Raw genomic sequence first — 23,817 nt, forward strand, 5'->3', positions numbered from 1 at the left:
CTCGGCCCGGCGGCTTTCGATCCTCGCGCCCAAGGGGCTCAGCGAATACGAACTCGCGGGTGATCAGTCGGCGACAAACTACGCACAGTCGACGACAAACGGCGCACGGTCGACGAGAAAAGACGCACGGTCGACGGATATCGACGCACGGTCGAAACCGTCGGGTGTCGCCGAAGCCGCCACGCAGTGTCTGCCCCTGGCGACTCCTGACCCCTGCAACTGAAGAAACCCCACGCCAGAAGCACATCGCGCCCGATTCGTATGCATCCGGCGGGAGTTTTCCTCTCGACGAGGAAAACTCTGGTCGCGGGGGATCGCGATGTCTAGACATGCACGGTGACCTTGTTTGTGGACATCACCCCGGAAGAAGCGGGTGGTGGGGCGGAGCGCACGTCGCCCGGCGGTTCGTCTCGCGTGCGATCACCGCTGACACGGGTGGGCCTCCCGCTGCTCTCGGTGGTGGTGTTCGCCGCGGCGTGGCAGCTCGTCGCCGTCAGCGGGATCTGGAGTGAGACCTTCGTGCCGCGCCTGGGCACCGTGTGGCAGGCCTTCGTCGACATGTCCACTACGCACGACGGAGTCCGTGGTTACGCCGACTACTACTGGTGGGAACACCTGTACATGACGCTGCGCCGTGTCTTCGCGGGTGTCGCGATCGGCGTGATCCTCGGCGTACTGCTCGGATTGGCGATGGGAACCGTGGGGTGGCTTCGACGCCTGCTCGAACCGTGGCTCACGTTCCTGCGCGCACTGCCGCCGCTGGCCTACTTCTTCCTGCTGGTCATCTGGCTCGGCATCGACGAGGCTCCCAAGATCACCCTGCTGGCACTCGCCGCGCTGCCGCCCGCGGCCGTGGCGACCACCGCCGCCGTCAGTGCCGCGCCGGTGGGTCTCATCGAGGCGGCACGCGCGCTCGGGGCGTCGCGGTCGGAGGTGATCCGCGACGTCGTCGTACCGTCGGCCCTGCCCGAGACCTTCACCGGTGTACGGCTTTCGGTCGGCATCGCCTATTCCTCGGTGGTCGCGGCCGAGCTGTTCAACGGCATCCCCGGAATCGGTGGCGTGGTCAAGGACGCCAGCAACTACAACAACACACCCGTCGTCCTGGTCGGCATCATCGCCATCGGTCTGTCCGGACTGATCATCGACGGGCTCCTTCGAACAATCGAGCACCGAGTGGTGCCGTGGCGCGGAAAGGTCTGACAGACATGAGAATCACACGTGGGGTGCCCGGTTCGGGCCGGTTGCGCCGCTCGCGGTTCGGTGCGGTGCTCGGGGTGATCGCCGCAGCGACGCTGGTGCTCGCCGGGTGCTCGGTCGACAACTCCGAAGACGACAGCAAGCCGACGATCCGGCTCGCCTACCAGTCCTTCCCGAGCGGCGACCTGATCGTCAAGAACAACGGCTGGCTCGAGGAAGCCCTGCCGGACTTCAACATCAAGTGGACCAAGTTCGACTCCGGTGCCGACATCAACACCGCGTTCGTCGCCAAGGAGGTCGACTTCGCCGCCATCGGTTCCAGCCCGGTGGCCCGTGGACTGTCCGCGCCGCTGAACATCCCGTACCAGGTGGCCTTCGTCCTCGACGTCGCCGGTGACAATGAGGCACTCGTCGCGCGCAACGGAACCGGCATCGACACCGTCGCCGATCTCAAGGGCAAGAGGGTGGCGACGGCGTTCGCCTCCACCGCCCACTACAGCCTGCTCGCCGCGCTCGACCAGGCCGGGGTGAACCCGAAAGACGTGGACCTCATCGATCTGCAGCCGCAGGCCTCCCTGGCCGCCTGGCAGCGAGGAGACGTCGACGCGGTGTACACCTGGCTGCCCACGCTCGACGAATTGCGCCAGGACGGAAAGACTCTCATCGCCAGTCGACAATTGGCCACGGCCGGCAAGCCGACGCTGGACCTCGGTGTGGTCTCCAGTGAGTTCGCCGCGGCGAATCCCGAGGTCGTGAACACCTGGCGCCAGGTCCAGGCCCGGGCGCTCACCCTGATCAAGGACGACCCGCAGGCCGCGGCCGACGCCGTCGCCGCACAGCTCGGTACGACGCCCGAGGACGCGGCCAACCAGCTGAAGCAGGGCACCTTCCTCACCGTCGCGGAGCTGACCAGTCCGACCTGGCTCGGCACACAGGGCAACCCGGGGAATCTCTCCGAGAATCTGCACAGCGCAGCGGTGTTCCTCGCCGAGCAGCAGCAGATTCCCGCCGCCCCGCCGATCGAGACGTTCCGCGAGGCCATCTACACAGAGGGATTGCCGGGTGTCCTCGAACAGCAGTAGTCCGCCGGCCGCGGGCCGCTCCGCTGCGACGACCGAGGTCCGACCCGCGGGGCAACGCGGCTCGATCCGGTTGCGCAACGTGTCCCAGAGATACGGGACGGGTGCGGGCACGGTGACCGCGGTCGGTCCGGTCGACCTGGACGTCCCGCCGGGGGAGTTCCTGGTGCTGGTGGGCGCATCCGGGTGTGGCAAGTCCACACTCCTGCGACTCATCGCCGGCTTCGAACCCGCGACGGTGGGCGACGTGGAGGTGTCGGGCGGTGCGCCGGTGCCGGGGGTGACCTCCGGTGTGGTCTTCCAGCAACCGCGCCTGTTCCCGTGGAAGACCGTGGGCGGCAACGTCGATCTCGCACTCAAATATGCGAAGGTCCCCAGGTCCGAACGGGCGGCACGCCGGAACGAACTCCTCGAACGAGTCGGCTTGGACGACACCGCCCATCGGCGCGTCTGGGAGATCTCGGGTGGGCAGCAGCAACGCGTGGCGATCGCCCGGGCGCTGGCCGCCGAGACATCCCTGCTGCTGCTCGACGAGCCGTTCGCCGCGCTCGACGCGCTGACCCGGGAACGGTTGCAGGAGGATGTGCGGGCGGTGAGTGCGGGCAGTGGACGCACCAACGTCTTCGTCACGCACAGCGCCGACGAGGCCGCGTTCCTGGGCAGTCGGATCATCGTGCTCACCAAACGGCCGGGACGGATCGCGCTGGATCTCACCTCGACGTTGCCGCGTACCGGCGTCGAACCCGACGAACTACGCGGCTCCCCGGAGTACGCGGCGCTGCGTGCCGAGATCGGCGCCGCGGTCAAGGAAGCCGCGGTGGCATGACGCAGCGGGTCTTTTCCTCAGCGTGGGCTCAACCCTGTCCGGTGACCCGGTGGACGGTTAGACAGTAGGGGTGTATTCCGTTCCCGCGTCTCCCGCCACGATGGCGGCTTCGACTCGGCTCGTCGACCTCGACACGCTTCTTCGTCGCTTGCTCGGCCCGGCGCCTGCGAGCCTCGCCGGCTCGACCAGCGGGAAAGCCGGGCTCGTCGCCAGGCGCGACAGCGGGACCACGGGCACTCTCCACTCGATGAACTGGGCGGACGGATCGCATCACGGTTCGCCGCCGGCGCGCCCCGCTCCCGCCCCCGCCTGCTTCGACCTGGAGAACAACCCTCATGACAACCACCTCGCAATCCGTCGGCTCCACACCCCGTCCTGACACGGCACTTCGTCCGGACACCGGAACCATCTCCGGTGGAGTCGAATTCGATGTCGACGAGTTCGGTCCGCACTTCGGTGCCGAGATCCGCGGCGTCGACGTGGCCACGGCATCCGACGCGCAGATCGCCGCGCTGCGCCGGGCGCTGATCGACTACAAGGTCATCGTCCTCCGCGACCAGCACCTCGACGACGAGGCGCACATCCGATTCGGAAACCGGCTGGGCGACCTGACCTTCGGGCATCCGGTGTGGAACAGCGGCGACGTCCCCGGTGAGGTCTACTCACTCGACAGCGCCGACAACGGATTCGCCGATGTCTGGCACACCGACGTCACGTTCATGCCGCGCCCGCCGATGGGATCGATCCTGCGTCCGGTTGTGTTGCCGCGCAACGGCGGTGACACCAACTGGGCCGACGCCGAACTCGCGTACCGGTCGCTGTCGGAGCCGGTCCGCCGGATGATCGACGGACTCAGTGCGGTGCACGACGGGAACCGCGAGTTCGGTTACTACCTCAAGCAGCGACGCAACGGCCGCGGCAACACCTGGGACGGCGAAGAGGTCACCGAGCTGGTGCCGGTCACCCACCCGGTGGTGCGCATCCACCCGGAGACCGGCCGCAAGTCGTTGTTCGTCAATCCCGGATTCACCTCGCACATCGACGGTGTCTCCGACGCGGAGAGCCGCGGCATCCTGGATCTGCTCTACGCGCATCTCACCAAGCCCGAACACATCGTCCGGCACCGCTGGCGCCTCGGCGACCTGGTGCTGTGGGACAACCGGAACACGCTGCACTACGCGAACCGCGACTACGGTGACGCCCGCCGTGTGATGCACCGGATCACCCTGCGCGGTGAGGCACCCATCGGGCCTGCCTGACCCCCGGCCCGACGACTTACGGACTCCCACCCTCGGCTCATCCGCCGACGGTGGGAGTCGTCGTCGTGGGGCCGTTCGACCACGCCGACTTGCGGAACCAGCGTATTCAACCAAGGGGTTGACAACGGTGTCGACGAGGCGCACCATCGTATTCAACCAATCGGTTGAGGAGTTCGAATGGCAGACGAGTTGTCCAAGGTGTTCGCCGCACTCGCGGACCCCACGCGGCGCGACATGGTTGCGCGGCTGGCGGTCTCGGATGCGACGGTCAGCCAACTCGCCGAACCGTACGACGTCAGCATCCAGGCCGTCTCGAAGCATCTGAAGGTGCTCCAGGATGCCGGTCTGGTGACCCGAACCCGGGAGGCCCAAACCCGTCCGGTCCATCTGGAAGCAGAGGTGTTCGACCTCATGACCAAGTGGATCGAGCGGTATCGCAAGCGGGCGGAGGAGCGCTACCAGCGCCTCGACACGCTGCTCGCCGAGATGAACGACGGCCCCGAGGCCCAGCATCCGTCGGAACCCGAGGTCGAACAACCACTCCACCAGGAAGGAAAGGTGTCATGACCGCAACCCAGACCCGCTATCCCGAGGCTGCCATCGAGGCCGACAAGGAGGTGCCCGTCATCCGTATCACGCGGGACTTCCGCGGGACGCCCGCGCAACTGATGAAAGCCCACACCGACCCCGAGCTCTTCGTCCGGTGGATCGGGCCGGACGCCATCAGCAGCCGGATCGTCGAGTGGGACGTCCGCGACGGTGGCAGCTGGAGCTATGTCTCCACCCACGATGGGCAGGAGTTCGGATTCCGTGGCTGCTTCCACACCGTGGGCGAGGACAAGATCGTGCAGACGTTCACCTTCCTCGGCATGCCGGACGCGGTGTCGCTGGAAACCCTCTGGTTCGAGGACCTGGGCGACGGCACGACGCGGCTCCACGCCCAATCCCTGTGCGACAGTTTCGAAGCGCGCGACGGTTGGCTCGCCTCCGGCATGGAGGTCGGCGTCAACGAGGGCTACGCGGCCCTCGACCGCATGCTGTCCGACGGCACGGTCTGAGCCGTCGGACATGACCATCGCAGATCTGAGTGCCGGCGCACGGCATCGCGAAGTCACTGCAGGCTTCGCCGACGTGATCGCCGACGTCTCCGACTGGAACGCCCCGACGCCGGTCGACGGGTGGGTGGCGCGCGACGTCGTCGCCCATCTCGTCGACTGGTTCACCGGCTTCCTCGCCGCCGGTGGCGTCGAACTCCCGGCCGGTCCGGCCGTCGCCGACGACCCGGGCGCGGCGTGGTCGGCGCACACGGCGGGGGTACAGGCCCTGCTCGACGGGCCGCCGGCCGAGAACGCCTTCAGCCATCCCATGGCCGGGGAGCACCGTCTCGCCGATGCGATCGACCGGTTCTACACGGCCGACGTGTACATGCACACCTGGGATCTGGCCCGATCCCAGGGCGCGACCCCCGCCCTCGACCCCGGATTCGCCGAGCAACTGCTCGCGGGCATGGCGCCGATCGACGACATCCTCCGCAGCTCGGGTCAGTACGGTCCGAAGGTCGAGGTGGGCGCCGACGCCGACGCGGTGAGTCGCCTCATGGGATTCATCGGCCGCGACCCGACCTGGACGCCGGCGGCGGCGGACAGTGACGACGCGCACGCGCTCCGCAACGCGGAGTAGCCTCGATGAGGTGCCAGAGGACAACTTCACCACACATGGCTCCCAGTCGACCGAAACCCGGCATCCGTCACCCCGCACCTTGGGTGAACTGCGTGCCAGCGGTCATGTCCAACGCAGTGTGCGCGACGAGATCCGCAACAACCTCCTGTCCGCACTCCGCGAGGGACGTGATCCGTGGCCGGGCATCGTGGGCTTCGAGGCCACGGTCATCCCGCAGCTCGAGCGGGCGCTGATCGCCGGCCACGACGTCGTCATGCTCGGGGAACGCGGTCAGGGCAAGACGCGAATCCTGCGCACCCTGGTCGGGCTCCTCGACGAGTGGACGCCGGTCATCGCCGGTTCCGAACTCGGCGAGCACCCGTACGAACCCATCACCCCGGGGTCGATCAGGAAGGCCGCCAACCTCCTCGACGATCTGCCGATCGAGTGGCGGCACCGTTCGCAGCGTTACAGCGAGAAGCTGGCCACGCCGGACACCTCCGTCGCCGACCTCGTCGGCGACATCGACCCGATGAAGGTCGCCGAGGGCCGCAGCCTCGGCGACCCGGAGACCATCCACTTCGGACTCATCCCGCGTTCGCACCGCGGCATCGTCGCCATCAACGAGCTGCCCGACCTCGCCGAGCGAATCCAGGTGTCCATGCTCAACGTGATGGAGGAGCGCGACATCCAGGTCCGCGGTTACACCCTGCGACTGCCGCTCGACGTCCTGGTGATGGCGAGCGCCAACCCGGAGGACTACACCAACCGCGGACGGATCATCACCCCGCTCAAGGACCGCTTCGGCGCCGAGATCCGCACCCATTACCCACTCGAGCTCGACGACGAGGTGTCGGTCATCGAGCAGGAGGCGGATCTCACCGCCAGCGTGCCGACGTTCATCACCGAGATCCTGGCGCGTTTCACCCGTTACGCCCGCGATCACCCGTCCATCGACCAGCGGTCCGGTGTGTCGGCCCGCTTCTCCATCGCCGGTGCCGAGACCGTCGCGGCCGCGGCGCTCCACCGGGCGACGGTGACGGGCGAGGATCAGGCGGTGGCCCGAGTGGTCGATCTCGAGTCGGTGATCGAGGTGCTCCGCGGCAAGATCGAGTTCGAGTCCGGCGAGGAGGGGCGTGAACTGGAGATCCTCGAGCACCTGATGCGCAAGTCCATCGCCGACGCGGTGCGTGCCCACCTCGGTGGCATCGACATGGCTCCGCTCGTCGACGCCCTCGAGAACGGCGAGCCGGTGGTCACCGGTGACCGGGTGCGCGCCGCCGATCTGCTGGGTTCCATCCCGTCGCCGGACGCCACCGCCGGCGTCCTCGACCAGATCGCCGAGCGCCTCGAGGCCGACACCGAAGGGGAGCGCGCCAGTGCCGTCGAACTCGCGCTCGAAGGGCTCTTCCTCGCCCGCCGGATCGGCAAGGAAGCCGACGAGAGCGGTCAGACGGTCTACGGCTGAGTGCCCCTGCGTCGAGGAGCGCAGGAACCGTCCCCGCTCCCTGAGGTGCGAGGAGCGATAGCGACGAGCCACGAAGGGTTTCGCGACAAGTTTAGGAGAACACATGGCGCGCAAGAGCTTCCATCGTTCGCGCTACCAGCGTTACAGCGGCGGCCCCGATCCGCTCGCGCCTCCGGTCGACCTGCGCGAGGCGCTGGAGACGATCGGCGAGGACGTCATGGCCGGAGCGTCGCCGCAGCGGGCGCTGCGGGAACTGCTGCGCCGCGGCACGCCGGACATGCGGGGGCTCGACAAGTTGCGCGAGCAGATCAACCGCCGTCGGCAGGAGCTCCTCAAGAAGCGCAATCTCGACGGCACGTTCGCCGAGATCCGCGAACTCCTCGACCGCGCGGTACTCGAGGAGCGCAAGCAACTGGCGCGTGACCTCGACGACGACGCCCGGTTCGCCGAGATGCAGATCGGGAGTCTCCCGCCGTCGACCGCGCAGGCCGTCGAGGAACTGTCGGAGTACAACTGGCGCAGTCCGCAGGCGCGTGAGGACTACGACAAGATCAAAGACCTGCTCGGGCGGGAGCTGCTGGATCAGCGCTTCGCGGGGATGAAGGAAGCCCTCGAGGGCGCGAACGAGCAGGACCGGCAACGCATCTCGGAGATGCTCAAGGACCTGAACAAGCTCCTCGAGGCGCACAATCGGGGCGAGGACACCACCGAGGCGTTCGACGAGTTCATGGACGCACACGGCGAGTTCTTCCCGGAGAACCCCCGTAACACCGAGGAACTGATCGACTCCCTCGCGCAGCGGGCGGCCGCGGCGCAGCAGTTCTACAACTCGCTGACTCCCGAGCAACGGGCCGAACTGGACCAGCTGGCCCAGCAGGCTTTCGGTTCGCCCGACCTCATGAACCAACTGGCACAGATGGATTCGCAGCTTCGGGCGGCACGACCGGGTCTCGACTGGGACGACGCGCAGTCGTTCTCCGGCGATCAGCCGATGGGACTCGGTGAGGGTGCCGCCGCGCTGCGCGACATCTCCGAACTCGACGCACTCTCCGAGCAGTTGTCACAGCAGTACGCGGGCGCGCAGATGGACGACATCGACCTCGATGCGCTCGCCAGGCTGCTCGGCGACGACGCGGCGGTCGACGCCCGGATGCTGGCCGAACTCGAGAAGGCGTTGTCCGAACAGGGATTCTTCGATCGCACCGCCGATGGTCAGCTGCGGCTGAGTCCCAAGGCGATGCGCCAGCTCGGCCAGTCGATCTTCCGGGACATCGCCGAACAGCTGTCGGGGCGTCGAGGCGACCGCCAGACCCGCCAGACCGGACTACTGGGCGAACCGACCGGCGCCTCCCGTGAGTGGGAGTTCGGCGACACCGATCCCTGGGATGTCACTCGAACGGTCTCGAATGCGGTGCTGCGCACCGTCTCCGAGACCACCGAGCCGTCTCTGGCGACCTCGGAGATGGCGCGGTCGGGTGTGCGCATCGATGTCCGCGACGTCGAGGTCTCGGAGACCGAGAGCCGTACACAGGCGGCGGTCGTGCTTCTCGTCGACACCTCGTTCTCGATGGAGATGGAGGGGCGGTGGACGCCGATGAAGCGCACCGCGATCGCCCTGAATCACCTGATCTCCACCCGTTTCCGCAGCGACGAACTGCACCTCATCGCCTTCGGTAGGTATGCGCGTTCGATCGACATCGCGGAGCTGACGGGTCTGCAGCCGCGCATGGAACAGGGCACCAACCTGCACCACGCGTTGCTGCTCGCGCAGCGGCACCTCCGACGGTTCCCGAATGCTCAGCCGGTGGTCCTGGTGGTCACCGACGGAGAGCCCACCGCGCATCTCGATCCCAGCGGAGAGCCGTTCTTCTTCTATCCGCCGCACCCGCAGACCATCGCGCTCACGGTCCGCGAACTCGATCATGTCGCGCGAATCGGCGCACAGGTCACGTTCTTCCGGCTCGGCGAGGATCCCGGGCTGGCGCACTTCATGGACCAGATCGCACGCCGCATCGGCGGGCGCGTCGTGGCACCGGACGTCGACGGTCTCGGTGCCGCCGTGGTCGGCGACTATCTTCGGGCCCGAAAGGGGCGTCGCCGCGGCTGATCTCGGCTCAGCGGAGAGGTCGCGGGGTCGAGGCCGTCAGACCGTCTTCGGTTTCCGGCCGGCGATGATCCAGAGCACGATGCCCACGATCGCGAGCAGACCGCCGAATCCGCCGCCGAGGACCGCGAGCAGCACACCTCCGACGCCGCTGAAGATGCCGGACGCGTCGAGCGATGCGACGACGGCGGGCGAATCGCATCGGAACGAGTAGGTCCCGGATTCGACGACCTCGAAGGAGTCGAACGACTCGACTCCGGAACCGTCGAAGGTGAACTCGGTCGTCGTGTTCGTTCCCGGTGCCAGCGCGGCGGGGCCGGTGATCTCACAGCCCGGCACGCCGTTCGAGGCGCTGGTACTGAACAACTGGAACTCGTCGCCCGCTTCGTAGTACTGCTCGGCGGTCGGATTCACCTCGAACGCCTTGTCCGCCTGGTCGACCACAGTGCCGATGCCGGCGACTGCGAGGACCACTCCGACCGCGACCGACAGGACCAGGATCAGGACGCCGACCATGGTCAGGATCTTGCCCCACCGTCGCATCCCGGCGCGGTCCTTGCGCGGGGGAGGAGGCGGTGGATAGCCGCCGTATGACCCGGGTTGTCCGAAGCCTCCCGACGGTGCGTACCCGCTGTCCGGGAATGGCGACTGCGGGGGATTCGGCTGGCCGTACGGCGGCTGGTATCCCGAGGGTTCCGGTCCCGGCCGGCCGGCGCCGGGCTGGCCCGGATCGTAGGGCTGGTTCATCTTCGCCTCCGATGTACGCCGGTCGGCTGTCTGTCCCGCCCGGACGCGATGAATTATGCCGCTCGGCGGGATCTTTCGTCGGGTAGTTGAGCAGAGGGGTCGTCGAAACGAGATCGCAGATGAGCGTCTCTCGGGGTCGACTCCGGGGGAAAGATCAGGGTGGTTCAGCCGGACTCGGCCAACTAGGGTCTGCAGACGTGACCCAACCCGGTGAACCATCGACTCCCGACGACCGTCGAGCCCGGCTCCGTGCCGCGGACGCGGACCGCGAACTGGTCCACGAGATCCTCTCCGCCGCCATGGCGCACGGCAGCCTCTCTCCGACCGAATACGAGGAGCGTGCCGGAAAAGCGGTGCTCGCCAAGACTTTCGGTGACCTCGATCTCCTCACCGACGACCTCCCGGTGGCTCAGCTCGGCGTCGCGATGCCCGCGGCCAGCCTGTCCCCGGGGCCGCGCGTCACGGGCGGGAGCGGGGATCCGGCCGTTCGCCACCGATTGGCGATCATGTCCGGCAGCGAGTTGTCGGGGACCGCGGTGGTCGCCGATCAGCTCACCGCCACCGCCATCATGGGCGGGGTCGAACTCGATCTGCGCGAGGTGGAGTTCACCGCGCCGGTGCTCACTCTGCAGTGCGTGGCGATCATGGGCGGCGTCGAGATCAAGGTGCCCGACGGGGTGACCGTCGAGATCGGGGGACTGGGCATCATGGGCGGTTTCAGCGGTAGGTCGCAGAAGGCATCCCGGCCCGGCGCACCGGTCGTGCGGGTGACGGGACTGGCGCTGATGGGTGGCGTCGACGTCAAATACGTGTCCCGAGACGAGCCGGACGTCTGACCGTTCAGGCCAGCACGAGGGCGATGACCATGATGGTCGGTATCGACGCGAGCGTCGTGATCAATGCCGTGTCCCGGGCGAGGATCTGGCCGCGCCGATAACGGGTGGCGTACACCAGGACATTCTGTGCGGTGGGCAACGCCGCGATGACCACCTGCGCGAACAGCGCCTCGCCCGTCTGTCCGAAGCCCCAACGGGCGACGGCGTACACGGTGATCGGCATGGCGACCATCTTCAGGATGCTCGCCAGTGCGATGTCGCGGCGCGGGCTCTGTCCCTTCTTGAACACCGCCACACCGGTCAGGGACAAGCCGAACGCGAGCAGGGCCGCCGGCACCGAGGCATCACCCAGCATCTTCAGTGGAGACATGACCGCGGCCGGAGGCGTCCAGCCGATCAGCGAGATCGCCAGACCGGCGAGTCCGCCGACGACGATCGGATTCGTGATCGGGGCGACGAGGGAGTCCCTCAGCAGTGAGCGTCCCGAATCACGGTCGAGCGCGGTGAGATCGAGCGCGAGCAGTGCCACCGGTGAGTAGATCAGGATCTGGAACAGCAGCAGCGGAGCGATGAACGACGCGTCGTCGAGGACGAAGATCGCGATCGGCAGTCCGAGATTCACGCTGTTCACGTACGACGCCGACAGTCCGCCGATCACGAGTTCGGGGACCGCGCGCCGGAGCCAGAGCCTGGCGATCACCACGTAGACGGCACCCATGAGGAATGCGCTGCCACCGGCGATCACGAGCGTCGCCGAGAAGATGACCGACAGGTCGGAGGTGACCATCGAATGGAACAGGAGTGCCGGGGTGAAGACGAAGAACACCAGGCGGGACAGGACTTCGTGGGCATGGTCGCCGATGACTCGCGTGCGCCCGAGGACGTAACCCACCCCGACTACAATGAAGATCACCGTGAAGCCGGAGATGACGCCAGACACCGGTCGAGTCTAGTCGTTAGGCTGGTGAACACATCGTGTCGGATCTACATGGGGGTTGTGCGTGAGTTATCCACCGGGACTGGGCTCGGGCCAGGGCCAGGACGACTGGGGGACGGTGCCGAGCTCGGGCTCTTCGGGTAACTCGGGTCCCAACCTCAGCAAGGGTGACCAGGGCCAGGGCGCCGCCCCGGAGTACGCGCCGACCGAATACGGCCAGACCTACCAGCCGGGCCCGTCGTCGGACCCCTACGGCCAGAATCCCTACGGTCAGAATCCGTACGGGCAGAGTGCCTATGGCCAGGACCAGTACGGCCAGAGTCCCTACGGATCGCCGTCCGGCAACCAGGGATACGGGACGCCGAGCCAGGATCCCTATGCGCAACCCCCGGGCGGGTCCTACGGGCAGTACAACGATCCGTACCAGGCCGGCCAGGCTCCCGCCTACGGCAGCGCTTACGGGTCGCAGAATCCGTACGGCGCCGCACCCTACGGCGGCGGTTACGGATACCCGGCGCCGCAGAAGAGCACCAACGGCAAGGCGATCGGGGCGTTGATCTCGGGAATCGTCGGTCTGGTCATGCTCGCCGCGTGCTTCCTGATCTCGTTCCCGGTCGGCATCGCCGCGGTGGTCCTCGGCTTCATGGCCCGACGCGAGGTCGAACAAACCGGTGATACGCAGACGGGATCGGGAATGGCGCTCGCCGGGATCATCACCGGGGCGCTGGCCATCGTGGGCGCGATCGTGTGGGTGGTCATCTTCATCGTCATCATCGCGGCCGGCAATTCGACGGACTCCGTCTACTACTACTGAACGAATATCGGGCCGATCGAGCGCCATGATCATCGACTTCGGCCCAGTTCGGAGCCCTTTTCACTAGGCTGTGCAGAATGCACGGCCGGGTGTGCGTGCACGCATCCACCCTGCGTCGCCCCGCTGCGCGCACAGCTCGTGAAAGGCACCTGATGACCACTCCGACCGGAGGTGGCGATCCGACGGATCCGGCCTCATCACCCACCCCGCCGTCGGACGCCTCGGCAACCGACCCGTCGCCGTGGGAACCGACCCAGAAGTCGGCCGTCCCCGATGCCGAGCCGGACTCCGTACCGGTGACCTCGACGCCAGGGGCCGGACCCGACGACACGGAGATTCCCGAGTCGCACAGTCCGGCCGACGGCGTCACCCGTGTCATCCGTACCGGACCTGCCTCGGATCCCCCCTCTGCGCAGCCGGTTTCGCCGCCGCCGGGGACAGGCGCTCCCGGGGCGGGTGGTGGTCGCGGGCCCGGTGGCCCGCCCCCGTCGGGTTACGACTCCACGCGCGTGATCTCGACCCGGCCGCCGGCGGGACCGCCACCCGGGCAGGCGCCGCCACCGCCTCCCCGGCAGGGCCACGGTCCGCAGCAGGGGTTCGGTCAACCGCAGGGATACGGTCAGCAATCGCAGGGCCCCGGGCAACGTCAGGGTCACGGGCAAGCGCAGGGTTACGGCCGAGCGCAGGGTTACGGGCAACCGCAGGGCCATGGGCAGCCCGGCTCCGGCCAACCGGGGTACGGCCCACCGCAGGGGTACGGTCAACCCCCTCAGGGTCCGATCCCGGGCCGGCAAGGCCAGCAGTTCACGCCGCCCGGCGAGGGCCGCCCTCCTGGATCGGAATCCGCTGAACCCCGCTCCGCCGAGACAACCGGCGACGACGCAGGCGGCTCGTCGACCAACACACTGGCCGTGGGAGCGCTCGTCGCCTCGCTGCTGGGCCTACTGTGCAGTGGGATCGGCGGCCTCATCGGGCTGGTGCTCGGGATCGTCGCACGCAAACAGATAGCGGCGTCGGGCGGCAGGCAGACCGGGGACGGTGTTGCGCTGACCGCGATCATCATCGGTGCGTTCATCATCGTCGTCTGGGTCGCGTACTGGCTGGTGATCGCGCTGACCGACCTGCAGTCGCCGTGGAGTTACCTCTGAGAAGTGCGCTCACGGATGTCGCCGGATCGGCCATTTGGAGCTGGACGTCCCCGCCAGGTAGTCTGGTCGGGTTGTGTGCCACGGCCGCGTCGGGTCGAGGGGTGCACTGATGGGGCCGACCCAGTGATGCATGGCGTCACCATCGGCCACGCAGACCACAGTAGGAGAAGGGCTCAACCATGGCTGTACCGAAGCGCCGGATGTCGCGGGCGAACACCCGTAGCCGTCGTTCGCAGTGGAAGGCGGAAAACCCCGCACTGCAAGAAGAGAAGGTGAACGGCGTCCCCGTGCGGATTCCGCGTCGTCTGGTCAAGGCGGCCCGCGCCGGTCTCATCGATCTGGATCGTCGCTAGCCTCGTCCGGTCGCCGTTCCGGCACCGCATTGACGTACCGATGACCGCCTCCGGTCCGACCGGGGGCGGTCATTCGTGTGCCGGCGGTCTTCCCCGTCCCTGATCCTGAGGTGATCCGTGCTGCTCGACGTGCTCAACTTCGCGGGTATCGCGGTATTCGCGGCGTCGGGTGCCATGCTCGGGGTCCGCAAGGACTTCGACATGTGGGGGATCGTCACCGTCGGCGTGCTCACCGGTGTCGGCGGTGGCGTCTTGCGCGACGTGCTGCTCGGCATCACCCCGCCCGCGTCGATCAACGGATGGGGTCCCATCGTCACCGCGACCGTCGCCGGCCTCGTCGTCTTCTTCTTCCATCCCGCATTCACCGCGCTGCACCGATCGATTCTGGTGCTCGACGCGTTCGGGATGGGGCTCTTCGCCGCGACCGGCGCGAGCATCGCCCTCGACGTCGGAGCGAGTGCCTTTGCCGCGACGACCGTCGGTCTGCTCACCGCGGTCGGCGGTGGGGTGCTCCGCGACGTGATCGCCAACGAGGTCCCGCTCCTCCTCCAACCGTTCGACCTCTACGCCGTGCCCGCGGTGCTCGGTGCCGCCATCGTCGCGGTCGGCGCCACCTATACGTCCGCGCCGCACTGGATCTGGCTCGTCGTCGGATCGGTTCTCGCGACCGGACTGCGCCTGGTGAGTCTGCGGTTCGCCTTGCGGCTCCCGACCGCACGACGCTGACCGCCCCGTAAACCCACCCCTTTTCCGTGAACCCACCCGGTCCGAGCGCGGTGGATTTGCGGAAAAGGGGTGGGTTTGCCGGTCACTCGATGCCGCCGAATCGAAGCGCCTTCTTGATCTGCGCGTAGAAGCGCGCCTTGTCGGCGAGGTCCGGCCATGTCCACCGCACGACGATGTACCCCTGCGCGCGAAGCTTGTCCTCACGCGCCTTCTCCTTGACCACCGTCTGCCAGGCGGGCTCGGTGCCCAGGCCGCCGCTGTACTTGACCATGCCGTCGAACTCGCCGATCACCCTGTTCGCCAGCAAGAAGTCGACGCGAGCGATGAACCTGCCGTGGTCGTCGACGATCTTCACCTGTTGTTGCGGTACCGGTAGGTCGGGAAACTCGAGCATGACTGCACGACTGAGGGACTCGCCGACACTTTCCGACGATGCGTTCGCGTGCGCCAGCGCGCGGCGAAGCATCTCGACCCCTTTGAACCCTCGGCACGAGTCGAGGATCTGTCTCATCCGGTCGGGATCGGCGTCGCGCTGAAGCGCGGCATCGAGCACCGCGAGGGCCTGCCGGTTGGTTCCCAGGCGGGCGACATCACACGCCGTGCGCTCGATGGATGTCACCGTGACCCCGTCGACGACCTCGATGTCCGGCGGATCGACGATGGCCTGATGTCTGACGATGTTCGTGGCCCGTTTCCCGACTCTCGGCGACGTCACATGAACCTTCGACAGGTCGGGCCACAGCATCGGCAACCTGTGCATGGCAGCCGAGGACACGTGACTGAAGATCCGACCGGGTCGTCCCGCCCTTGCCGCAGCGATGACGGTCAGACGGTGCCTCTCGATGGCGTGGAGTTCGCTGACCACGGTGAAGTCGGCCATCGCGCCCGGCCAGAGCCGGGCGAGGGTCTTGGTGCTGACCATGCGCCGCAGCTGTTCGTCGCTGATGAGGGTGCCGGCGGTTTCGCTGCGCAGGATCAGGCCGTGCGGGTCGGTGGGTAGGTCCATACGAGTCAGACGCACAAACGCCCCGTCCGGACCCACCTACCGACAAACCCACCCTTTTTCCGCAAACCCACCGAGTCCGAGCGGGGTGAATTTACAGAAAAAGGGTGGGTTTGCGGGTTCGGGTCTACTGGGCGATGTACTTGTTCACGGTCCGGTTCAGGAAGTTCGGGATGAACTTGGCGGCGTTCTGGAGGACGAGGGTCTGCGCGCCGACGGAGTAGCTGGTGCGGTGCAGCAGCTTGTCCTGGCGGGTCGGGTGGACCGACTCCCAGATCTTGTCGGCGACCTGCTCGGGGGTGATGCGGATGCCGAGGGTCTTGGTCGACTTCGCGCCGCCGGTCGCGAGTGCGGTCTTGGCCCAGAGCGGCCAGATGCTGACCACCCGGATGTCGTCATGCTCCCACTCCAGCTCGAGCGCTTCGGTGAGGCCGGCGACGAAGAACTTGGTCGCCGAGTAGACCGCGATACCGGGCTGGCCGTAGATGGCCGACGCCGAGCCGATGTTCACCAGGTGCGCGCCCGGCGTCTTCTTCAGGTAGGGGTACGCGGCCTGGGCGCCGAGCGCGACGCCGAGGGCATCGATGTCGATCTGCCGCTTGATCTGATCCGGCGAGATGTGGTCGATCTGGCCCTCGTGCAGGATGCCGGCGTTGTTGTCGAGCACGTCGAGCGTGCCGCCGGTGTGCGAGGTGAACTCCGCGAGGGCGTCGGCCCACTGCTCCGGCTCGCGGACGTCGATGGTGCCGGTGATGAAGTCGGGATGATCTGCCTTCACCTTCGCCAGTGCATCGGCGTCGACGTCGTAGACGCCGACTGTCCAGCCCTCACGGCCGAAACGCTCCGCGGTGGCGAGACCGATCCCGGCGGCGCCGCCGGTGATGAAGATGGATGGCATGCGAACTCCTAGTCGATGAACGGGACAACTCCGACGCGATGACCTGCGACGATCGGCCTGTGAGCCGAACTTACCGGTGAGTATATTCGCCGATTCGTTTACTCGGTCACACAGCGGTGCTATCTTGACAACACGCATTGTCATTACATCGATCATTGTCACGATCGACGACGACCGGAAGCGAGTTCTCCATGACCGCCGCGATGGAACGCACAGAGAATGTCATCAGCCTGCGTGACGAGGGCACCGAAGAGGTGTCCGCACGACTGCTGGCGTCAGCTGCCCGGCTCTCTCGTAACGCGATGACCGAGATCGACTGGTCCAGGCCGATGGACCCGACCAAGTACGGCTGCAGCCCGGAATGGTCGTCGCTGTACGGCACCGAGTACTGGGACGAGCTCACCGAGGAACAGCGCATCTCGGTGACGCGCCACGAGTTCGCCTCGATCATGAACATCGGCATCTGGTTCGAGATGATCCTCCAGGAGATGGTGATCCGCGACCAGTACCTCGGGGACTACCACGGCTCGGAGTTCCAGTTCGCCCTCACCGAGGTCGCTGACGAATGCCGTCACTCGCTGATGTTCGCCAAGGCGTCGGAGAAGATGGTCGGCACCTCCTACCGGCCGTCGAAGAAGGTCTCGCGACTCGGCAAGATCTTCATGCAGACCGCGAAGAACGAGGTCGCCTACGCCGGAATCCTGGTGGCCGAAGAGGTCCTGGACGTGTTCCAGCGCGGCTGCATGCGTGACGACCGGGTGCTGGACTTCATCCGCACCGTCAACGAGATCCACGTCCTCGAAGAGTCGCGCCACATGAAGTTCGCTCGCGAGGAGGTTCGCGATTCGCTGCAGGGCGTGAGCTGGGCCCGCCGCCAGTTCAGTGCATTCGCCGTCTCGGTCGGGGCCTACTACATCGTCACGAGCCTGGTGCAGCGCAAGGCATTCGAGGACGCCGGGCTCGACGCCGACCGTGCAGTCCGCGAGATGCGGAGCAACTCACACTTCCATTCGATGATCCGCAGCAGCTGCGCCCACCTCATGGAGTTCCTCGACGAGGTCGGACTGCTCACCAAGCCCGCCATGCGGTACTACCGGAAAGCGCACATGCTCTGATGTTCGTCATCACCCAATCGTGTTGCAGTGACGCGGCATGCGTGTCGGTGTGTCCGGTCAACTGCATCCATCCGACACCGGAGGAGCGCGGCTTCGGCAGCTCCGACATCCTGCACATCGACCCGGAGGCCTGCATCGACTGCGGCGCCTGCGCCGATGCGTGTCCCGTCGACGCCATCTACCCGGCGGACAAACTCGGCACCCGCGACAAGGTCTTCGTCGACATCAACGCGGACTTCTACAAGAACAACCCGGACGTCCGTTCGGGCTGGGCGCCCATCGGCGAAGACTCCGAGTCCTCCGTCACCTATCCGGATGTTCCGAAACTCGATGCGGGACTTCGCGTCGCGCTGGTCGGCACCGGGCCCTCCGGCGGTTACGCGCTGCGCACCCTGCTCGACCGCACCGAGGCGCGGGTCACCGTGATCGACAAACTCCCGACCCCGGGCGGGCTCGTGCGTGCCGGCGTCGCCCCGGATCATCCGGGCACCAAGGGAGTGCTCCGCGGATTCGACCTGCTCTACCGCGACCCTCGCGTCACGATGCTCACCAATGTGACCGTCGGCGACGGCCCGGATGAGATCACGCCGGCCGAGCTCGCCGAGCACTTCGACGCCGTGTTCTACGCGGTCGGCGCGAGTGAGTCACGGCGACTGGGTATTCCGGGCGAAGACCTGCCGGGTTCGACATCGGCCACCGATCTGGTGGCCTGGTACAACGGAGTGCCCGGCGTCGATGCGGGGCCGCCGCTGCGCCGCGGAACGGCCGAAGACCCCGCGATGGGACGTGCCGTGGTCGTCGGTACGGGCAATGTCGCTCTCGACGTCGCGCGAATCCTGGTGTCTCCGCCGGAACTGTTGGCCACCACCGACATCGCCGACCGCGCGCTGGACCTGCTCGCCGAGCAGAACGTACACGAAGTGGTACTGCTGGGTCGTCGGGATCAGGCGTCCGCGGCCTACACCGCGGCCGAATACCGTGCACTGTCGGAGATCCCGGGTGTCGAGGTCGAGGTGATCGACGACGTCGACGGCGCCTCGAGTGCCGAGCTCTCGAGATTCCGTGTACCGGCCGATCCGAATCGTCGCCGGATCGTGTTCTTGTTCCACAGCAGGCCCGAAGAGATCACCGGGGATTCGCAGGTCGAGTCCGTCACGGTGCGTACCGGCGAAGGGCGTCATCACATCGCCACCGATCTCGTGGTCCGTTCGATCGGCTACCGCTCCACCCCGATCCCCGGTCTCACCTTCGACGACGCTCGCGGTGTCTTCAGCAACGTCGACGGGCGGCTCGTCGACGAGACGGGCGCGATCATCCCGGGCGGCTACGTGCTCGGCTGGGCCAAGCGCGGACCCAGCGGCGGGATCGGTGCCAACAAGACGTGCGCGACGCAGACCGTCGAGGACTTCATCGCCGACGCCGCGGCGGGACGTATCCGACGTACCGAGTGTGCACCCGGCGCGTTCGGGGCCTTGGTGCGCAAGCGCGTCCGTACGGTGATCGGCTATCGCGGGATGCGTGCCATCGACCGTCACGAACGGCGCCGTGGCCTCGAACAGGGCCGTCCCCGGGTGAAGTTCACCCAGGTCGCCGAGATGGTGGGCGCAGCGGGGTGGCGTCGGACCTGAGGTCCACCACCGAGCGCTCGCCTCGGGTCAGGGTGCGGGGTCGTCCGCTCTCCTCGTCGAGCGGGCTCGGTGAGAACCAGACAACGCCGCCGTAACACCGAGGCAAGTCGCATTTCATGCGCCTCGCGGATAGTGGCGGAATGTCGAGCACTCCACACTTCCTGCAGGGTGTCCATGCGTTCTCCGGGACGGGGCTGTCCAAGCCGGGACCGATCGACGCTTCGCTGTCTTTTGTCGTTCCCTCGGGAATGACTGCTCAGCCTTTGTACTTTCGTGGCGGCAACAGCTCCGACGAACTGATCTGCGTCACCTTGATGCGCGACGGGGCACCCATGCGGATGTTCCCGATGGGTGCGCGATCGTCGGTGAACGTGCCACTGCGGGTCGTCGAGGACGTGGACCCCGATTCCACGCTCGAACTTGTGCTGGCCGCGCCGGACGGGGCGAGCGGCGAGGTCGTCGTCGACTTCGGAATGGTTCTCTTCTGATGCCGGACGACACCACGACGGCGAAGCGGCGCCTGGTCGTCGTCGGCAACGGCATGGCCGGCGCGCGCACCGTGGAGGAGATCATCTCCCGGGGAGGCCGGGACCAGTTCACCATCACGATGATCGGCGACGAGCCGTACGGCAACTACAACCGGATCATGCTCAGCCACGTGCTGTCCGGTGAGACCGCGGTCGACGACGACGACCTCATGCTCAATCCGATGGCCTGGTATCGGGAGAACGACGTCACGCTCTACTCGGGCGACCGCGCCGAATCGATCGACCGGTTCGCGAAGACCGTGACCTGTGCCAGTGGCCGGGTCATCGAATTCGACGTGCTGATCATCGCGACCGGATCCCATACGTTCTTCCCGAACATGGATGGATTGCGAGAGCCCGACGGCAAACTGGCGCGGGGGGTGTTCGGGTTCCGCACCATCGAGGACACGAACGGCATGCTGCAGATGGCGGTGTCGCGTGACCACATGCGTGCGGTGGTGATCGGCGGTGGCCTGCTCGGACTGGAGGCCGCGTACGGGCTGCAGACGCAGGGGGTGGCCGTCGACGTGGTCCACTCGCCCGGGCACCTCATGAACCAGCAGCTCGACGAGCGTGGTGGAAAGGTGCTGCGCAACAAGATCGAATCCCTCGGCGTGGGCGTGCACACCGGGAAGCGGACGACGTCGGTACTGCGCAACGACGACGGCACGGTGGCCGGTGTCGGGTTCACCGACGGAGAGTCGTTACCGGCGGACATGATCGTGGTGACCGCCGGCATCCGGCCGAACGTCGAGATCGCGCGCAGTGCCGGGTTGGTCGTCGAGCGCGGTATCGTGGTCGACGACCAGATGCGATGTGAGGACGAGGCATTCATCTATTCGGTCGGCGAATGCGCGCAACATCGCAGTGAGCTGTACGGACTCGTGGCGCCGCTGTGGGAGCAGGCCGTGGTCCTCGCCGACGTGTTGACCGGGGCGAATCCTCGTGCTGAGTACCATGGTTCGCGGTTGACAACGAAGCTGAAGGTCGCCGGCGTCGACGTCGCCGCGATGGGCGTCAAGGGTCCCGAACGCGAGGACGACGAGTTCGTCCAGTTCTACGAACCGCGCAACGGTGTCTACAAGAGCGTGGTGGTCCGCGACAACAAGCTGATCGGCGCCATGCTGCTGGGTGACATCTCGAAGGCCAACTTCCTCACCCAGGCCTTCGACGAGAAGGTTCCGCTTCCGGACGAACGCATCTCCATGCTGTTCGACATGGGGACACCGAGCGCCGAGACCGGCGCGGCCGAGCTCTCCGACGATGTGCAGGTGTGCAACTGCAACGGCGTCACCAAGGGTGACATTGTGGCCTGCGTGGCCTCGGGATGCACGAGCGTGGGCGACGTGTGTGCGAAGACCCGCGCCGGCAAGGGCTGTGGGTCGTGCAAGGGCCTCGTCGCCGACATCGTCGAACTGGCCGCGGGCGACGCGCTCACCGCCGACGCGTCCGCGGACTGGTACGTCCCGGCGATCCCGTTGACGAAACCCGAACTCATCGATGCCATTCGACGACAGAACCTGCGGTCGGTCAGTGAGGTGTTCGACAAACTCGCACCCGGCGGCGAAGACGCCACGGCCAAGATGCCGCTCGCGTCGCTGTTGCGGATCATCTGGGGTTCGGACTGGAAGCGTGAACCCGGCGCCCTGTTCGTCAATGACCGAGTGCACGCCAACATCCAGCGCGACGGCACGTTCTCGGTGGTGCCACAGATGAAGGGCGGGGTGACCTCACCCGATCAATTGCGCAAGATCGCCGACGTCGCCGAGAAGTACTCGATCCCGATGATCAAGGCGACCGGTGGGCAGCGACTGGACCTCCTCGGTGTGAAGAAGGAAGACCTGCCCAAGGTCTGGGAGGATCTCGGCATGCCGTCGGGGTACGCCTACGGCAAGAGTTTCCGGACCGTGAAAACCTGTGTGGGTACCGACTACTGCCGTTTCGGACTCGGCGATTCGACGCAACTCGGCATCGACATCGAGACGCGCTATCAGGGCCTGGAGTCGCCGGCGAAGCTCAAACTCGCGGTGACCGGGTGTCCGCGCAATTGTGCCGAGGCGCTGTGCAAGGACTTCGGCGTGGTCGCGATCGGCGACGGCAAGTGGGAGATCTACGTCGGTGGCGCCGCCGGCGCCCACATCCGCAAGGGTGACCTCCTGGCGACGGTCGACTCGGCTGATGAGGTGATCCGGTTGTGCGGGATCTTCATCCAGTACTACCGAGAGCAGGGCAAGTGGCTGGAGCGGACGTACGCGTTCGTCCCCCGCATCGGCATCGAGGAACTCCGCGCGATCATCGTCGACGATCGTGACGGACTGGTCGCCGGTCTGCAGGAGGGGATCGACGCCGCGGTCGAGGCCTATGTCGATCCGTGGCTCGATCGCGCCGAGCCGAAATCGCCCGCGCAGTTCACGTCGGCGCTGCCGTTGCTGCCGCTGCCCCAGGTGCCGGTTCGATGACCAGCGTGTCGGTGGGCGCCGGGGTCGTCGTGGGCCCCATGGAGGATCTGCAGCTCGGTGAGAGTCGAGCATATGCGGTGCAGGACAAACAGATCGCGGTGTTCCGGTTGACCGACGGGACGCTGCGAGCCACCGACGCCGTCTGCCCTCACCGCGGGGGGCCGCTGGCCGATGGGCAATTCGACCTCGGCAAGGTCGTCTGTCCGTTGCACCAGTACGCCTTCGGCCTCGCCGACGGTCGGTGCACGTCGGACGACGTCGGTTCGGTCGGTGTCTACCGGGTCGAGGACCGGGACGGCGAGATCGTGATCTGGCCCTAGGGAGCGTCGAGCTCCCTAGGGGTGCGAGGAGCAATAGCGGCCGCAACCATTGCTCCCTGAGGTGCGAGGAGCGGTAGTGGCCGCAGCCATTGCTCCCTGAGGTGTGAGGAGCGGTAGTGGCCGCAGCCATTGCTCCCTGAGGTGCGAGGAGCGATAGCGACGAGCCTCGAAGGGCTGGCGACCACGCCGAACAACTTCTGCGCAGGAACTGTCAAGCTACGACGCCGGGGTCGCGCGGGCGTCCGCTCCGACGGCTGGCGCGGCTGCGAAGCAGATCGATGTCACCGTCGATCAATGCTTTCTTCTTTGCTCGAGACCAGCCGTGGATCCGTCGCTCGATCGCGTAGGCATCGTCGAGTGACAATTCGACTGACCACGCCAGCGACACCGGCCGACGGCGAGCCGTGAAACCCACCTGTGCGGAGCTGTGCTGACGTAACCGGTTGTCGAGGTCGCGTGTGCTTCCGACGTAATATTTTCCGTCCGCGCACTCGAGGATGTACACCCATGCCATCGCATCATCATCGATGATGTCGCTGCGCTGTCACGTCTACCGATGTCGCATGTGGACAAGCTGCTCCCGGCTCAACTGGTTGTGGACAAGAGTAGCTGAGTTGCGGCGCCCTTCGTGGCTCGTCGCTTTCGCTCCTCGCACCTCAGGGAGCATGTGGGGTGCGGTGCTTGGTGGGCAGGTCGCGGGTTTGTGGGCGT

24 protein-coding genes are annotated in these 23,817 nt (G+C 66.9%); 19 read left to right on the forward strand and 5 right to left on the reverse strand.

Translation table 11 applies throughout. The features are described 5' to 3' along the window. Window positions 1-336: 336 nt before the first annotated feature. From AC3B5T_RS13550 to AC3B5T_RS13590, 9 genes are all read left to right on the forward strand, one after another. Complete coding sequence (locus tag AC3B5T_RS13550; RefSeq protein WP_055475352.1) at window positions 337-1,203, forward strand: ABC transporter permease; 867 nt, start codon at window positions 337-339, stop codon at window positions 1,201-1,203. A 5-nt stretch (window positions 1,204-1,208) separates the two neighbouring features. Further along, window positions 1,209-2,282, forward strand: a complete 1,074-nt coding sequence (locus AC3B5T_RS13555) for a taurine ABC transporter substrate-binding protein (RefSeq protein WP_035717780.1) — start codon at window positions 1,209-1,211, stop codon at window positions 2,280-2,282. Then, complete coding sequence (locus AC3B5T_RS13560) at window positions 2,263-3,105, forward strand: ABC transporter ATP-binding protein (RefSeq protein WP_488357482.1); 843 nt, start codon at window positions 2,263-2,265, stop codon at window positions 3,103-3,105. Before AC3B5T_RS13555 ends, AC3B5T_RS13560 begins: the two co-directional genes overlap by 20 nt. A 335-nt stretch (window positions 3,106-3,440) precedes the next feature. After that, window positions 3,441-4,364, forward strand: coding sequence for a TauD/TfdA dioxygenase family protein (locus AC3B5T_RS13565; protein ID WP_014925871.1), 924 nt, complete (start codon window positions 3,441-3,443; stop codon window positions 4,362-4,364). Between the two features lie 177 nt (window positions 4,365-4,541). Next, window positions 4,542-4,931 (forward strand): ArsR/SmtB family transcription factor, encoded by a 390-nt coding sequence (locus AC3B5T_RS13570; RefSeq protein WP_010843522.1) that lies wholly within the window; start codon window positions 4,542-4,544, stop codon window positions 4,929-4,931. After that, window positions 4,928-5,422 carry an SRPBCC domain-containing protein gene (locus tag AC3B5T_RS13575; protein WP_010843521.1) on the forward strand — a complete coding sequence of 165 codons (495 nt, stop codon included), beginning with the start codon at window positions 4,928-4,930 and terminating at the stop codon, window positions 5,420-5,422. Before AC3B5T_RS13570 ends, AC3B5T_RS13575 begins: the two co-directional genes overlap by 4 nt. Before the next feature lie 10 nt (window positions 5,423-5,432). Next, window positions 5,433-6,044, forward strand: a complete 612-nt coding sequence (locus AC3B5T_RS13580) for a maleylpyruvate isomerase family mycothiol-dependent enzyme (RefSeq protein ID WP_055475348.1) — start codon at window positions 5,433-5,435, stop codon at window positions 6,042-6,044. 10 nt (window positions 6,045-6,054) lie between these two features. Next, on the forward strand, window positions 6,055-7,491 hold the full coding sequence (locus AC3B5T_RS13585) for a sigma 54-interacting transcriptional regulator (RefSeq protein ID WP_010843519.1): 1,437 nt from the start codon (window positions 6,055-6,057) through the stop codon (window positions 7,489-7,491). A 103-nt stretch (window positions 7,492-7,594) separates the two neighbouring features. Beyond that, window positions 7,595-9,598 carry a vWA domain-containing protein gene (locus tag AC3B5T_RS13590; protein ID WP_488357483.1) on the forward strand — a complete coding sequence of 668 codons (2,004 nt, stop codon included), beginning with the start codon at window positions 7,595-7,597 and terminating at the stop codon, window positions 9,596-9,598. A 36-nt stretch (window positions 9,599-9,634) separates the two neighbouring features. Here the strand turns inward: AC3B5T_RS13590 and AC3B5T_RS13595 are convergent, their stop codons facing one another. After that, on the reverse strand, window positions 9,635-10,342 hold the full coding sequence (locus AC3B5T_RS13595; RefSeq protein ID WP_488357484.1) for a hypothetical protein: 708 nt from the start codon (window positions 10,340-10,342) through the stop codon (window positions 9,635-9,637). A gap of 197 nt (window positions 10,343-10,539) precedes the next feature. Here AC3B5T_RS13595 and AC3B5T_RS13600 point away from each other — a divergent pair, with 197 nt between their 5' ends. Then, on the forward strand, window positions 10,540-11,178 hold the full coding sequence (locus AC3B5T_RS13600; RefSeq protein ID WP_488357485.1) for a DUF1707 domain-containing protein: 639 nt from the start codon (window positions 10,540-10,542) through the stop codon (window positions 11,176-11,178). A gap of 4 nt (window positions 11,179-11,182) precedes the next feature. On the opposite strand, the gene AC3B5T_RS13605 is transcribed toward AC3B5T_RS13600, so the two are convergent. Continuing rightward, on the reverse strand, window positions 11,183-12,118 hold the full coding sequence (locus tag AC3B5T_RS13605) for an AEC family transporter (RefSeq protein ID WP_014925877.1): 936 nt from the start codon (window positions 12,116-12,118) through the stop codon (window positions 11,183-11,185). 61 nt (window positions 12,119-12,179) lie between these two features. Here AC3B5T_RS13605 and AC3B5T_RS13610 point away from each other — a divergent pair, with 61 nt between their 5' ends. The 4 genes from AC3B5T_RS13610 to AC3B5T_RS13625 all read left to right on the forward strand — a co-directional run bounded on the left by AC3B5T_RS13610 (window position 12,180) and on the right by AC3B5T_RS13625 (window position 15,156). Beyond that, window positions 12,180-12,929 (forward strand): DUF4190 domain-containing protein, encoded by a 750-nt coding sequence (locus AC3B5T_RS13610; RefSeq protein ID WP_488357487.1) that lies wholly within the window; start codon window positions 12,180-12,182, stop codon window positions 12,927-12,929. 152 nt (window positions 12,930-13,081) lie between these two features. Beyond that, on the forward strand, window positions 13,082-14,077 hold the full coding sequence (locus AC3B5T_RS13615) for a DUF4190 domain-containing protein (RefSeq protein ID WP_488357488.1): 996 nt from the start codon (window positions 13,082-13,084) through the stop codon (window positions 14,075-14,077). A 179-nt stretch (window positions 14,078-14,256) separates the two neighbouring features. Beyond that, the gene (gene rpmF, locus AC3B5T_RS13620) at window positions 14,257-14,430 is read left to right on the forward strand and encodes a 50S ribosomal protein L32 (RefSeq protein WP_004020060.1); all 174 of its coding nucleotides are present in this window, start codon (window positions 14,257-14,259) and stop codon (window positions 14,428-14,430) included. A gap of 117 nt (window positions 14,431-14,547) precedes the next feature. Beyond that, window positions 14,548-15,156 (forward strand): trimeric intracellular cation channel family protein, encoded by a 609-nt coding sequence (locus AC3B5T_RS13625; RefSeq protein ID WP_014925880.1) that lies wholly within the window; start codon window positions 14,548-14,550, stop codon window positions 15,154-15,156. A gap of 82 nt (window positions 15,157-15,238) precedes the next feature. Here the strand turns inward: AC3B5T_RS13625 and AC3B5T_RS13630 are convergent, their stop codons facing one another. Together AC3B5T_RS13630 and AC3B5T_RS13635 are read right to left on the reverse strand one after the other, a co-directional pair. Continuing rightward, window positions 15,239-16,162, reverse strand: a complete 924-nt coding sequence (locus AC3B5T_RS13630; RefSeq protein ID WP_488357491.1) for a type IV toxin-antitoxin system AbiEi family antitoxin domain-containing protein — start codon at window positions 16,160-16,162, stop codon at window positions 15,239-15,241. A gap of 124 nt (window positions 16,163-16,286) precedes the next feature. Further along, on the reverse strand, window positions 16,287-17,057 hold the full coding sequence (locus tag AC3B5T_RS13635; RefSeq protein ID WP_010843510.1) for an SDR family oxidoreductase: 771 nt from the start codon (window positions 17,055-17,057) through the stop codon (window positions 16,287-16,289). Between the two features lie 191 nt (window positions 17,058-17,248). Between AC3B5T_RS13635 and AC3B5T_RS13640 the strand changes: the two genes are divergently transcribed. From AC3B5T_RS13640 to AC3B5T_RS13660, 5 genes are all read left to right on the forward strand, one after another. Further along, window positions 17,249-18,172 carry an AurF N-oxygenase family protein gene (locus AC3B5T_RS13640; RefSeq protein ID WP_010843509.1) on the forward strand — a complete coding sequence of 308 codons (924 nt, stop codon included), beginning with the start codon at window positions 17,249-17,251 and terminating at the stop codon, window positions 18,170-18,172. Beyond that, a complete protein-coding gene (locus tag AC3B5T_RS13645; RefSeq protein WP_488357492.1) occupies window positions 18,172-19,800 on the forward strand; it encodes an FAD-dependent oxidoreductase in 1,629 nt (542 codons plus the stop codon). The genes AC3B5T_RS13640 and AC3B5T_RS13645 overlap by 1 nt, the downstream gene beginning before the upstream one ends. A 140-nt stretch (window positions 19,801-19,940) precedes the next feature. Further along, complete coding sequence (locus AC3B5T_RS13650) at window positions 19,941-20,288, forward strand: hypothetical protein (protein ID WP_010843507.1); 348 nt, start codon at window positions 19,941-19,943, stop codon at window positions 20,286-20,288. Then, the gene (nirB, locus tag AC3B5T_RS13655) at window positions 20,288-22,786 is read left to right on the forward strand and encodes a nitrite reductase large subunit NirB (protein ID WP_010843506.1); all 2,499 of its coding nucleotides are present in this window, start codon (window positions 20,288-20,290) and stop codon (window positions 22,784-22,786) included. The genes AC3B5T_RS13650 and nirB overlap by 1 nt, the downstream gene beginning before the upstream one ends. Then, window positions 22,783-23,106 carry a Rieske (2Fe-2S) protein gene (locus AC3B5T_RS13660; protein WP_044506166.1) on the forward strand — a complete coding sequence of 108 codons (324 nt, stop codon included), beginning with the start codon at window positions 22,783-22,785 and terminating at the stop codon, window positions 23,104-23,106. The genes nirB and AC3B5T_RS13660 overlap by 4 nt, the downstream gene beginning before the upstream one ends. A gap of 211 nt (window positions 23,107-23,317) precedes the next feature. Here AC3B5T_RS13660 and AC3B5T_RS13665 read toward each other — a convergent pair whose 3' ends face one another. Further along, a complete protein-coding gene (locus tag AC3B5T_RS13665; protein ID WP_010843504.1) occupies window positions 23,318-23,620 on the reverse strand; it encodes a GIY-YIG nuclease family protein in 303 nt (100 codons plus the stop codon). Between the last annotated feature and the right edge of the window lie 197 nt (window positions 23,621-23,817).

This window comes from Gordonia sp. G4 (assembly GCF_057770005.1).